General features: G+C 59.8%; 9 protein-coding genes. 5 read left to right on the forward strand and 4 right to left on the reverse strand.

Features of this window, described 5'->3' with window-relative positions:
• The first annotated feature begins 85 nt into the window (after window positions 1–85).
• Complete coding sequence (locus ACIROW_RS05925) at window positions 86–1,603, forward strand: PLP-dependent aminotransferase family protein (RefSeq protein WP_402272989.1); 1,518 nt, start codon at window positions 86–88, stop codon at window positions 1,601–1,603.
• Here the strand turns inward: ACIROW_RS05925 and ACIROW_RS05930 are convergent.
• Window positions 1,573–4,323 (reverse strand): EAL domain-containing protein, encoded by a 2,751-nt coding sequence (locus ACIROW_RS05930; RefSeq protein ID WP_402272991.1) that lies wholly within the window; start codon window positions 4,321–4,323, stop codon window positions 1,573–1,575. The genes ACIROW_RS05925 and ACIROW_RS05930 overlap by 31 nt on opposite strands.
• 450 nt (window positions 4,324–4,773) lie before the next feature.
• Here ACIROW_RS05930 and ACIROW_RS05935 point away from each other — a divergent pair, with 450 nt between their 5' ends.
• On the forward strand, window positions 4,774–5,010 hold the full coding sequence (locus ACIROW_RS05935) for a hypothetical protein (protein ID WP_402272994.1): 237 nt from the start codon (window positions 4,774–4,776) through the stop codon (window positions 5,008–5,010).
• A gap of 92 nt (window positions 5,011–5,102) precedes the next feature.
• Here the strand turns inward: ACIROW_RS05935 and ACIROW_RS05940 are convergent, their stop codons facing one another.
• Entirely contained in the window at window positions 5,103–6,491 is a 1,389-nt protein-coding gene (locus ACIROW_RS05940) for an MFS transporter (RefSeq protein ID WP_402272996.1), read from the reverse strand.
• Between the two features lie 53 nt (window positions 6,492–6,544).
• Window positions 6,545–7,939, reverse strand: coding sequence for a dihydroorotase family protein (locus tag ACIROW_RS05945; RefSeq protein ID WP_402272999.1), 1,395 nt, complete (start codon window positions 7,937–7,939; stop codon window positions 6,545–6,547).
• 122 nt (window positions 7,940–8,061) lie between these two features.
• Between ACIROW_RS05945 and ACIROW_RS05950 the strand changes: the two genes are divergently transcribed.
• From ACIROW_RS05950 to ACIROW_RS05960, 3 genes are read left to right on the forward strand one after another with little or no spacing between them, the layout of a single operon-like run.
• Window positions 8,062–8,823 (forward strand): GntR family transcriptional regulator, encoded by a 762-nt coding sequence (locus ACIROW_RS05950; RefSeq protein WP_402273002.1) that lies wholly within the window; start codon window positions 8,062–8,064, stop codon window positions 8,821–8,823.
• A gap of 13 nt (window positions 8,824–8,836) precedes the next feature.
• The gene (locus tag ACIROW_RS05955; RefSeq protein ID WP_402273005.1) at window positions 8,837–9,160 is read left to right on the forward strand and encodes a hypothetical protein; all 324 of its coding nucleotides are present in this window, start codon (window positions 8,837–8,839) and stop codon (window positions 9,158–9,160) included.
• Window positions 9,157–10,158: a CobW family GTP-binding protein gene (locus tag ACIROW_RS05960; RefSeq protein ID WP_402273007.1), complete on the forward strand. Its 1,002-nt coding sequence runs from the start codon at window positions 9,157–9,159 to the stop codon at window positions 10,156–10,158. The genes ACIROW_RS05955 and ACIROW_RS05960 overlap by 4 nt, the downstream gene beginning before the upstream one ends.
• Before the next feature lie 61 nt (window positions 10,159–10,219).
• Here the strand turns inward: ACIROW_RS05960 and ACIROW_RS05965 are convergent, their stop codons facing one another.
• The gene (locus tag ACIROW_RS05965) at window positions 10,220–12,136 is read right to left on the reverse strand and encodes a sigma-54-dependent Fis family transcriptional regulator (protein WP_402273828.1); all 1,917 of its coding nucleotides are present in this window, start codon (window positions 12,134–12,136) and stop codon (window positions 10,220–10,222) included.
• Between the last annotated feature and the right edge of the window lie 175 nt (window positions 12,137–12,311).

The raw sequence follows: 12,311 nt of genomic DNA on the forward strand, positions 1-12,311 counted from the left end.
GCTCATACTCTCGTATGATTGGCGGACGGCAGTCGGCGACATAACATGGAAAAAGGGTGCAATGAAGCACCTCGGGGAAAACACCATGAAGCTATACGAAACGCTCGCGGAAACCATCGGAGAACAGATTGCCCGCGGCGTTATGCGCGAGGGCGAAAAGATCCCATCGGTCCGGCGCACCAGCCAGCAGCACAATCTCAGCATCTCCACCGTAATCCGCGCCTACCTGTTGCTGGAAAGCCGCGGCGTGATCGAGAGCCGGCCGCAGTCGGGCTACTTCGTTCGCGCCGGCCAAAAGGACGCCGCATCCTCGACAGCGTCCTCGCGCCCGCCGGCGATACAGCCGACGGTGGAAAACCTGTCGTCGTACGCACTGGTGCTGTCCAACCTGCGCATGATCAATTGCCAGAATTCGGTACCGCTCGGCTCACCCTACCCCGACCCGTCACTGTTTCCCGAGGCCAGGATCAGCCAGCTCGCACGCGGCCTCTACAAACGCCGCGAACGCCAGGAACTGATCGGCGCGCTGCCGCCCGGCCATCCCGAACTGATCCGGCAAATCGCCCGCCGCCATCTCGAAACCGGGCTGGCCATCGACGCCGCCGAAATCATCATCACCGAAGGCGCCACCGAAGCCATTAACCTGTGCCTGCAAGCGGTCGCCAGGAGCGGCGACGCCATCGCCGTGGAGGCGCCGGCCTACTACGCCGTGCTGCATGCCATCGCCCGGATGGGTATGCGCGCCGTGCCGATCGCCACCGATCCCGAGACCGGCATCGATATCGACGCCCTGGAAGAAGCCATCGCCGCTGAGGGCATCGTGGCTTGCATCGTCATGCCGAACTTCCAGAATCCACTTGGCTTCGTCATGCCCGAGCGGCGCAAGAAAATGCTGGTGGAGATGATGCGCAGGCATGATCTTCCCCTCATCGAAAACGATGTCTACGGCGAATTGCATTTCGACGAGCAGCGTCCGAAATCGCTGAAGGCCTTCGACCGCGCCGGACTGGTGCTGTACTGCAGCTCTTTCTCGAAAAGCCTGACGGCCGAACCGCGCATCGGCTGGACCTTGCCGGGGCGCTATCGAGAGAGTATCGAAGGTCTCAAATTCCTGAACACGGTGACGACGCCGTCGACGCCGCAAATGGCAATCGCCGACTACCTCAAGAACGAAGGTTTCGATTACCACCTGCGCCGCCTGCGCAAGACCTATGCGCAACAGGTTCGCATCATGAGCGCGGCGGTGCTGCGCTTCTTCCCGCCCGGCACCAGCGTATCGCGCCCGGCCGGCGGCTATCTGCTGTGGGTCGTCATGCCCGCGCACATCGATGCCCTGGAACTGTATTCGCGCGGCCACAGCGACGGCATCAGCATCGCGCCCGGCACCATGTTCAGCCTTGACGAACAGTTCCGCAATTGCCTGCGCCTGAACTGCAGCTTTCCCTGGAGTCCGAAACTGGAAGTCGCAGTGCAAACGCTCGGCGGCATTGCCACACAATTGAATGCAGTAAGGTCCATTGCCACAATACCCCCTGCTGCCCTGCCGAAAGCCTCCCGGCCGCGTGCAGCTGTTCAGGGAACCGGATTGACCAAACTCAGGTGAGACGAACGCACGCTCGACGCTGTATCGTCCACGGCGGCGAACCAATGCCGCAGGTCACCGATCGTGCCGGGACGGGCAAACAAATAACCCTGGAAGTTGCCGCAGCCGATCTTCTTCAGCGCCGCCCATTGCTCCGCCGTCTCCACCCCCTCCGCCACCACCTCCAGCCCCATGCTCTGCGCCAGATTGACGATAGTCCTGACAATCGATGATGCGTGTGGCGTCAACAGCATGTCCTGGACGAACGAGCGATCGATTTTCAACTGGTCAATCGGCAGCTTCTTCAGATAGCTCAGCGACGAATAACCGGTACCGAAATCGTCCAGCGAGAAGCCGACGCCGTGCGTCTTCAGCATGCTCATCTTGCGGATCAGGTCTTCGACGTCGGTCAACAGCATGCTCTCGGTCAATTCCAGCTTGAGGCGGCGCGGATTGGCGCCGGTGCGCTCGATGATCTGCAGGATGCGCTGGGTGAATTCCGGCTGGCGGAACTGGCGCGCGCTGACATTGACCGCAATGGTCAGATGCGCAGTGTCGCGATGCGCCGACCATTGCACCAGTTGCTCGCAGGCGGTTTCCAGCGCCCATTCGCCGAACTCGACGATGATGCCGGACTTTTCGGCCTGGGTGATGAAGGTGCCGGGAAATACCAGCCCGCGCTGCGGATGGCGCCAGCGCATCAGCGCCTCGACGCCGCTCAGGCGGCCGTCGTGGTCGACGATGGGCTGGTAGTGCAACAGCAGTTCCTTGCGCGCCAGTGCGTGTCGCAGGTCGGTTTCCAGCATGGCGATTTCGTCGAGCGCTTCTTGCATGCGCGGATCGAAAAAACGGAAAGTATTGCGCCCTGCCGCCTTGGCTTCGTACATCGCCATGTCGGCCTGCCGCAGCAAGTCGTTGACGGTGTGTTCGCCGCCTCCGAACATCACCACGCCAATGCTGGGCGTGCTGCGCAATTCATAGGCGCCGAGTGCATAGCCGGCGTTGAGCGCGGCCAGCACCTTGCGGCAAACGAACTCGGCGTTGTTGCCTGCCTCCTCGGGGGAAGCGCCAAGGTCATCCAGCAGGATCACGAATTCGTCACCGCCCAGGCGCGCCACGGTATCCACTTCACGCGTCACCTGCGTGAGCCGGCGCGCCACCAGGCCCAGCAACTGGTCACCCATGTCGTGGCCCATGGTGTCATTGAGTGATTTGAAATTGTCGAGATCGACGAAAATCACCGCTCCGTGATAACCGCCGCGTTCACTGCGCGCCACTGCATGCGCCAGGCGTTCCAGCAGCAGGCGCCGGTTGGGAAGATTGGTCAGGCCGTCGTAGAACGCCAGGTGCGCGATGTCGGCCTCGGCCTGCTTGCGCGCGCTGATATCCATGCGCGTGCCGACCATGCGCACCGCCCGCCCCTGCGCGTCGCGCCCCACCACGCGGCCGCGGCACTGGATCCAGACCCAGCGGCCTTCGCGATGCCACATCTGATATTCGGCTTCGAACGAATGGCTGCTGTCGTGCAGATGCTGCCGCAGCACCCGGTCGAGTTCGTCGCGATGCTCAGGATTGACCAGGCTGCGCCATTCGCCGGGCGTATTGTGCTGGCGCTCGGCCGGATAGCCTAGCATGGCGTTGGCGCGCGCGTCGACGGTGCGGCTGTCGTTGGGGATATCCCAATCCCACAGACCAAGGTTGGCGCCGCTCAGCGCCAGTTCGATGCGTTCGGCGGTTTCGGCCTGATGCGCCTCGTGCACACGCACAAGATGTTGTGCAATGCGCTGGCGCCGTTGCACCAGCGCCAGCGCCAGTGAGCCGATCATGGCGAAGACGCACCACGCCAGCAGGTAGGACATCGCCAGGTCGTGCCAACCGGCATGCAGTTTGTCGACGCTGCGCGTGAGGCTGATGACCAAGGTCTTGTCCAGCCCGAGGTCGCCCGGCGCCACGCTTCTTTGCACCACCATGCGCTTCTCGCCGTCGCCGCCCAGCCCAACCAGTACGCTGGTGGCATTGCCGGCGCGCAAATGGCGTAGCAGGAAGTCGTCCTCGCCTGCGCCAAGCGAGCGCATCGCTGCCGTATTGGCCGGTACGAACAGCACGCGGCGGCCGTCTTCCTGAGTGATGGCGCTGTTCATGTCTTCCGCGTACAGCGCTGAACGCATGACGGCGTCGAAGTATTCCGGATTGAGGATGGCGCTGATGGCGCCGACGTTGTGCGCGCCGGCATCGAGAATCGGCACCGACAACTTGATGTTGAACACGCCCGGCGTGTTTTCAAACGGCTGCGACAGATACATCAGCTTGCGTGAGTACATCTGTGAAATCTGCGACAGGAAATCGCGGTCGTCCAGATGGCGGTCGCCCATGTCGTCGGCCGACATGCGGATCTTGCCCTCGGCGTCGAGCACCACCAGCGCGCGCACGCCCGGCATGGCGCGCTTGAGCGAATGCAGCAGCAGGTTCTGGCAGTCACCACCGCAGCGCGTCGGGTCGCTGATCGCTTCACGCGCACTGTCGAGCGCATTGCGCACACCCTGGAACTGATGCGACAGATTTTCTTCAATGATCCTGGCTTGCGTCTGCATGCGCGAGGTTTCCGAGGCCGTGATCAAGCGCCGTTCGGCCCAGATGAAGTTGGCGATCAGCAAGGCGGTGAACACCAGCACGGCGCAGAAAGTACACCACTCAAGGACGGTGCGGCTGAAGCCGACGTGATCGAAAAGATGTCTGCGCATATCGCCTCCCGCGATGGTGTTCACGCGACACAGATGGCGCGATGATCCATGGCCGGCCTGATCCGTATGGAAAGATTTCCGAGTGTCATCTGATGCCCTCGCTGTGCCTGAACGAACTGCGACACCTGCGCCGGATTGGCGCCGCTTGTCGCTATTCGAGCTGTTGCAGCAAGTGTAGAAGCAAGTGCATCGGTGCTGGACGCACACATGAGGCAACGTGCGAGGAACACAGTTGCGCTGGAATGAGAACGACTGGCATCGCACGCAAACCTTTGCGGGCAAGGGATTGCGCTATGAAGGAGTACCGCCGGAACACGGTCGGAAAAAGGCGATGATTAAACCAAGGTATGAGCACAGCCACACCTTGGTCGGATGGCGGCGGCCGCAGCGCGCACCTAAGCTCGACGTTCCAAACAATGCGCACACGCAACCACACCCAACGGAGAACGCATGCTGATTGAAGTCATCGGTCAATATGAAATTGTGCTCGAGGCCTACCCCGACCTGTCGGCGTCGGCATGGACGCCTTACCTGACCATCTATCGCGGCCGCGCCGCCTCCTATCGCAGCATCCGCGTTCTGGAGCGCCAGCCGGTCGCGTCAGAACAGCCGGCGCAAAGCCGCGAGCAGGCCATTGATCTTGCGCGCGTGCACGCGGCGCGCAAGATTGCAATCGGGAATTTCTAGCCTTCAGCGTTCGCGGAACATCCCGGGTATGAAAAAGACCCGCTCTAAGCGGGTCTTTAGCTGGAGATCCCTGCGTCGGCAGACGCATTCGCTTAGCTCGAAACATCTTCCAGAGACTGTCCTTTTGTCGACGGACCAAATCTTGCGATGGCGATCGCCGCCACGAACAACACCACGTCGCTGATGAGAAAGACGAACAACTTTCCTTTCAGTACAGCGAATACGCCGAATACCAGGAGCAGGATAATGGCGCCGGCTCTTCCCCAAGCGGAGGCGATACCCATGCCGGTGGCGCGGATTTCAGTAGGATACAGTTCAGGCGTATAGCTGTAGATCGCCGTCGATCCGAGGGCCAGGCAAAACGCCGTCAACCCGCCGAATGCCATCAGCATGGTTGATGTCGTTGCCAGGCCGAAGAGCGTGCCGAAAATTGCCGTTCCGATGAAAGCGAGAATCGCAGTCGGCTTGCGGTCGAGCCAGTCGACGATATAGCCGCCAAATATGTAGCCGGGAATGACCGATGCATAGATGGCGATCGAGAACTGAAACGACTTGACGATGCCAAACCCTTCCATGGCCAGCAAGGTCGGCACAAAAGTCATGAACGTGTAGAGCACCCCATACTCTGCGAACCAGGCCAGCCACAGCATGATGGTGGTCTTGCGGAATTTCGGACTGAGCAGATCCCGCGCTCGATATTTCTTGACTGGTACGGCGTCACTCGGCTTCACCTGAACGGCGATATCGGGCAAGATGCGACCAACCCGAGTCTCAATCCATGACAACGCTTCCTCCGCCTCGGCGGCGCGTCCCCTGCTCAGCAACCAGCGCGGCGACTCCGGCAGTCCGGATCGCATCAGGCCGACCACGATTGCGAAAGGCAAGGTCAGGAACAGTGCCGCGCGCCATCCCCATTGCGGAATGATGTTCAATGCCCAGATCGGCGAAAAGGCGATGCCCAGTGCGAAGAATCCCATCATCCAGCCGCCGAGCTTTCCGCGCACACGTGTGGGCCAGAGTTCGGCCAGGTAAGCCGGCACGATCGAACTTTCCGCGCCGACGAACAGCCAGGTAAAGAAATTCAATGCAGCAAACCCCCAGACGTCGTTGACCAGTCCGCGCGAGGCGGAGAATATCGAGTACATGACCAGGGTCAGCATGATCATTTTCTTGCGCCCGTATTTATCGGCGGCGAAACCTGCACAGGCGGAACCGACCAGATAACCGGACAAACCAATGGCGGAGATGATGCCGATCATCGCTGCGTCAAATCCCCAGATCGGTTTTAGCGCAGCCAACACGAAGCCGGTAATGACGGTATCGAGTGTGTCAAAGAACAAAGACATTGCTGCCACCACCAGCACGGTGATGTGAAATCTCGAAACCGGCAGACGGTCCAGGCGCGCAGCAATCTCCTGCTGCGTCAGTGGCGAAACGTTCCCTAGCGTGTTCATGTTTGACTCCCTTTGTATTGCCGGCATTTTCCGACAGTATGCTTTTATGAAGCAGATAACTGCTTTTTATGTGTGATTGCTCAGGCTGCGGCGATGCCGGGATGAAATTGTCCATGGCCTGGTACGCCGACAATCTTGCCGTGGTCCATTACGGTCACTCCCCGCACGATCGTGAACACGGGCATTCCTTTGGTGCCGATCCCTTCCCACGCGGTATAGCCGGCCTTGGTATGCATGTCGCCGACGGTGAAGGTCTGCTTTTTCTGCATGTCGACAATGGTGAAATCGGCATCGGCGCCAACCTGAATCCGGCCCTTCTTGGGGAATTGACCGAATCGCTTGGCCGGCGCTTCTGCGCATAATCGTGCGACATCGTTCAACCCGAGTTTCCCGTCGTTGACTGCGTTGAGCACCAGCGGAATGAATTCCTGGGCGCCGGTGATGCCGAGCGGTACAGAAAAATTGTCGAGCCAGCCCGGAGAAATTTCTTCCAGCGTGTGTGGTGCATGTTCGCCGACCAGCATGTCGGCGGTGCCGTTGCGCACGGCTTCCCAATGCGCTTCGGGTGCATACGCCCAGGCGTACGCGCCAGGCCCTACTTTTTCTGCCTGCTCCCGCGTCATGAACAGCGTCGCCGCCTCCATCTCACAGGAAATATCCAGGCCCTGACTCTTGGCGTTACGCACCAGTTCATTTGCTGCGGGCGGCATGACGCCCATGTGCAGCACGTGCAGCCTGACCTTGGTCAGTTGAGCGTAATAGATGGATGCCGCCAGTCCCGCCGCCATTCCGTGTCCATACATGTAGCCGCGTTCATAGGCTTCCATGTAGTCACGGTTGGTGGTCTTTCCGGGATTGATGTAATCACGGAAGGTCAGGCGTTTGCACCACTCGCTGTCGTCATGATGCACAGCGCAAAGCAGGCCGGTATCGGCAATCGCTTCGTAGAGTTCATGCAGGATGCCGTGATCGACCACCCCGAGTTCCGAAATATAGGGATAGACCTCCTTGACATGGCGCGTGTTGAAGATCTTGATGCCGATGGCGCCAGCTTTGGCTAGCGCCTCTACAGTCTTGGGATACAAGCCGCCTCCATACAGGGCGTAGTCAACCAAGGCTTTGGCGGCGATTTTCTCGCGCTTCAATTCAAATGTCTCCAGAGTGGTCGGATGCGGATCGTTGTTCGTCATGTCAATACAGAACGTGATGCCGCCGGCCGCCGCCGCCGTGGTGCCGGAGGTGAAGTCTTCTTTATAGGTATGCCCCGGTTCGCGGAAGTGGCAATGCACATGCCACAAGCCGGGCAGGACATCCAGCCCGCCGGCATCAATAGTTCGCTTCGCCGGCGGCGTATTGGCCTCGTCTACCAAGCCCACAATCTTTTCGCCTTTGACGCAGATATTGACGATCGACCACCCCTCCGAAGTATGTACCCGCCCATTCCTGATCACCAGATCAGCCGTCGCTTCAGTCATTTTGGATCCCTCATTTAAATATACACAATAAATACACAGCTTATTTTTATTGTATAAACATCTTGTGTCAAGGGATTATTTTCACTAAACTTCTCTCAACACCACACTTTTGCAGAGAAGCAATGCCTAAAAAGAACGAAGTGAAACAAGATGACGTCACCAAAAATGCCAAAGGATCCGGCGCGACCAAGGCTTATCACCTGCTGCGCGAACGCATCGTGTCATTGGCGATGCGTCCCGGTGACGATATCGATGAACAGGCGCTCGTGGATGAGTTCGGCATTTCGCGAACACCGCTGAGAGAAGCGATGATCCGTCTTGCAGCCGAAGGTCTTATCTCGCTGCTGCCGAACCGCGGCGCGCGGGTGGCGTCCATGGATATCCCGCAATTACAGGAGCATCTGGAAGCCTTCGAACTGGCGCAACGCGCGACGACCCGGCTGGCGGCGTTACGGCGCACACCGGCGGATCTGCTTAAGATTGAAGCGCTGGTGGTCGCGTTTGAACACGCGCATGAACAGGGCGACGTCAACGGCATGATCGATGGCAACTGGGATCTGCATCTGGCCATCGGCAACGCCTGCGGCAACCGCGTGCTGGCGAAAATCTACGCCAATCTGCTGACGGAAAACCTTCGGGTGGCGCGTCTGGCGATGAGCTACGAGACTTTTCCGACCGAAGAGCAACGAGAAGGCCATCTCGGAAGAATATTGGACGAGCATCGGGAAATTCTGAAAGCCCTGGTCGAGCAAGACGCCGACCGCGCCGAGAACCTCGCCGCTTCGCATACCAACCTGGCGCGCAAGCGGGTCACGGAATATATCTCGCTGAGCGCCATCGGCGGCATGTCGGTCGGCATGTCGGCATTTCCGTCTTCACTGTAAGGAGCGCATTGCGATGTGTGAAGTATGTGCCGTCTTTGGCGTAGGCCAGCACTGGACCGACGCAGGTGACCCGATGGGGCAGCATTCTGTCGCCAAGGGTATTTTGGAGAATCGTGCAGAACGCACGCGGCGACTGCAACTGATCAAACGCATCCTGAGGCCGCGCGGCCTGGATGCCGGCGATTGGGATGGCGAGTCGTATTACGTCGAGAACGCCTCCGGTCGTCGCCAGGTCGCCGCTGACTTGTCGTCGTTATGGCGTATCGCGGAACAGCTCGGACATACTTTGCTGGACCCCCTTGAACCTGACTTTATTCAAGCGGAGAAGGCATCATGAGACTCGTCCCTCGCCTTGAACTGAATATCGTCACGGGATTTCTCGGCAGCGGGAAGACGACGCTGCTCAAGCGCTTTCTTGAAACAAGCTCTCCCGAATCGACGCTGGTCATCATCAATGAATATGGTCGTGAATCAATCGACGACCGTCTGACGCTGCATCTGAAGTCTGAAATCAAAACGATTGCCGATGGGTGCCTTTGCTGCACCGTGCTGGAACATCTGCGCACGACGCTGCTGACCATATTGAAACGCCGGGCCGGTGGAGAATTGCCGCATCTCCAGCGCATCATCATCGAAACCAGCGGCCTGGCCGACCCCGGCCCGATTCTCGGGACCATCCTCTCGGACGAGAATCTCGACGAATATATCCATGTGGGTCCCTGCATCACCACCTTCGACGCCCTGGAAGGAACCGAGTCGCTCAAGCGCTTTCCCGAAGCCGCCGCCCAGCTGGCGGCGGCAGACCGCGTCGTGCTCACCAAGACGGATCTGGTGTCCGATGAGGCTGCACAGGCCTTGCTGAGCGTGGTGCGCGCCGTTAATCCGGCTTGCACGATCATGTTCAGCGACGTGCCGGAACATGCATTTGCTCCGACGGAGATGGGCGTAGCTGTTAGGGAATTGCCGCCGATACAGGCAATCAGCCATGCACATACTTTGTCGGTGCAAAGTTTTTCGGCGGCTCTCGACGTGGCTCTTGACTGGGCGACATTTTCCGTCTGGCTCACCGCCCTCCTGAATCGCCACGGAGATCGGATCCTGCGCTTCAAATCAGTACTGTCGGTAAGATCCAGCCCGGGCAAGCTCGTCGTGCAAGGCGTCCGGCATCGCGTCTATCCGCCGACGCATCTTCCTGTTCAGGAGGCTGCGGATGATACTTCTCGCCTCGTGTTCATCACCGACGGCCTCACCAGTGAACGTATCCTCGCTTCGTTGCATCAGCTCGTTGAACATCGGCTGATTGACGGACGATTCGCCGAAATGGCGCTGCGCTGACCTTGACTGATCCGCTCTAAACTCCGCTCCGGAGAGCGCCGTAGTCGAATCAATCGTCGAATCAATCCTGCATTTTTCGATACAGCGTCTGCCGGCTGATGCCCAGCGTGCGGGCCGCCAACGAGACGTTGCCATCGCTCTTTTCGAGGGCCTGCCGGATGGCGTTGTGCGACAGCGCCCGCAGATTCTGCGGCGCTTCTTCCGAGACGGCGGTCGCCTGTTTTCGCGCCGCCAATAAATCTTCCGCAATGTCGTCCGGCAGATGCTTCCAGTCGATGCAGTTCTCATCATCGTCGAGCATGGCGACGGCGGTACGCAAGACGCTGCTCAACTGACGCAAATTGCCCGGCCAGGCGAAACGCTGCATCTGCTCCAACAGGGCGGGCGCCACATAGAGCTCGCGTCCGGCGTGCTGGCCAGCCAGGATTTTGCCTGCCAGACTGCAAAAATCGCTGCGTTCGCGCAGTGCCGGAAGCTGTACCGTCAGACCATTGAGGCGATAGTACAGATCGCTGCGGAACGCCCCCTTTTCCGCCTCTTCACGCAACTTGCAATGCGTCGCGCAGAGCAGGGAAAAATCAACCGCGACCGCCGCGCCGCCACCCAAGGGCGTGACGCAGCGCTCCTGCAACACTCTCAACAGCCGCGTCTGCATCGTCAACGGCATGTCGCCTATCTCGTCGAGAAAGAGCGTGCCGCCCTGCGCCTCCTGCAAACGGCCGGGGCTGCCTCCTTTCCTGGCGCCTGTAAAAGCGCCTGGTGCGTAGCCGAACAATTCGGCTTCAATGAGGTTTTCCGGAATGGCGGCACAATTGATCGCCACAAAAGGGCCGTTGCGACGCAGGCTGCTCTCGTGCGCTGCGCGCGCCAGGTATTCCTTGCCCGTTCCCGATTCGCCCTGGATCAGAATGGGAATGGATTTGTCCAGCACCCGACGCACCTTGTCCGCCGCGCTACGCCAATTGAGATCCCCGTTGTCGAGCACCGCCAGCGCATCGGCAGGAGGCGCAGCGCTGGCCGGACTGGCGGAAGGCATGGCAACCGCCGCAACGTAATCAGTCTGCAACTGGGCAAACAGCAGCACGCCGTTGTGCAAGTGCACCGGGGTCAGTTGATCCGGCCTGCGCCGATGCTGCGCCAGCAAGCTATCTAGGTTGACGTCGATCACCATGTTCAGATGCAACGCGCCGACCTGCAGCGAATTCATCCGAAACAACGCCATCGCGACACGATTGGCGCCGATGATCCTGCCGTCGCCGGACAACATCAGGATACCTTCCGCCAGCGTACCAATGCCTTCCGGCTGGGCATGAAAATGGATGCGCAGGTGCCGCTTGCGACGGCAGTCGGCCACCAGCAAGCGGTTCTCGATCATGCGTGCAGCGGTCTTGACCAGGCCCAGCGTATGCGACTGTCCGGTGTGCTGTTCGCCGGACACATCCAGAATGCCAAGCAGTTGGCCGCACGACGACATGATCGGCGCTGCGGCGCAGGTCAGGAAACCGTTACGTTCCAGGAAATGTTCGGGGCCATGGATTTCAATGGCACATTTTTCGGCCAGGGCCGTGCCGATTGCATTGGTGCCACGTTGTTCTTCACGCCAGGACGCACCTGCGGACAAGGCGACACGTTCGGACTTGCTCATGAAGTTGGGATCGCCCAGCGTGTGCATCAAGGTGCCACGGTTGTCCGCCAGCACCACCACGCTTTGCGAGGGGTGTACTTGCTCGAACAGGTACTCCATCACGGGACGGGAATAGGCGAGCAATTCGTGATTTCGCACCAGTACATGGCGCAAGGCGTCGCGCTCCGAAAATTCGACGGCGGGAAGCCGCCCCACGGGCAGCAGCCCAGCCGCTATGCTGCGTTCCCAGGAACGCGCCAGCCGTTCGTTCACGACTCCGGCGGGCATGTTGCCATGCTCGATCAGATGCTGTCGCGCGTGGCGCAACGCCAGTACAGCGCTTGAATTGGCCATGCTGTCTCCTCGGTAGCGGTGTCGTTCCGCTTGTTGTTCCAGCAGTATAGAAATAGTTCGAGCGTCTGCGCAATGCTCTTGCCGGCGATATGCGCCGATTGTCACGTTTTGGAACAGTTGTCACGTTCCGGAACGTTGCACCTCTTCTGCCGACCGGCTCCGCAACACGCGTGGT

Source organism: Herbaspirillum sp. NPDC101397, from assembly GCF_044767325.1.
Lineage (GTDB): Bacteria > Pseudomonadota > Gammaproteobacteria > Burkholderiales > Burkholderiaceae_D > Herbaspirillum.

Bases quoted from the DNA above. Each gene is read 5' to 3' on its own strand.
- ACIROW_RS05925 (WP_402272989.1), top strand. From the start codon at position 86: ATGAAGCTATACGAAACGCTCGCGGAAACCATCGGAGAACAGATTGCC.
- ACIROW_RS05930 (WP_402272991.1), bottom strand. From the start codon at position 4,323: ATGCGCAGACATCTTTTCGATCACGTCGGCTTCAGCCGCACCGTCCTT.
- ACIROW_RS05935 (WP_402272994.1), top strand. From the start codon at position 4,774: ATGCTGATTGAAGTCATCGGTCAATATGAAATTGTGCTCGAGGCCTAC.
- ACIROW_RS05940 (WP_402272996.1), bottom strand. From the start codon at position 6,491: ATGCCGGCAATACAAAGGGAGTCAAACATGAACACGCTAGGGAACGTT.
- ACIROW_RS05945 (WP_402272999.1), bottom strand. From the start codon at position 7,939: ATGACTGAAGCGACGGCTGATCTGGTGATCAGGAATGGGCGGGTACAT.
- ACIROW_RS05950 (WP_402273002.1), top strand. From the start codon at position 8,062: ATGCCTAAAAAGAACGAAGTGAAACAAGATGACGTCACCAAAAATGCC.
- ACIROW_RS05955 (WP_402273005.1), top strand. From the start codon at position 8,837: ATGTGTGAAGTATGTGCCGTCTTTGGCGTAGGCCAGCACTGGACCGAC.
- ACIROW_RS05960 (WP_402273007.1), top strand. From the start codon at position 9,157: ATGAGACTCGTCCCTCGCCTTGAACTGAATATCGTCACGGGATTTCTC.
- ACIROW_RS05965 (WP_402273828.1), bottom strand. From the start codon at position 12,136: ATGGCCAATTCAAGCGCTGTACTGGCGTTGCGCCACGCGCGACAGCAT.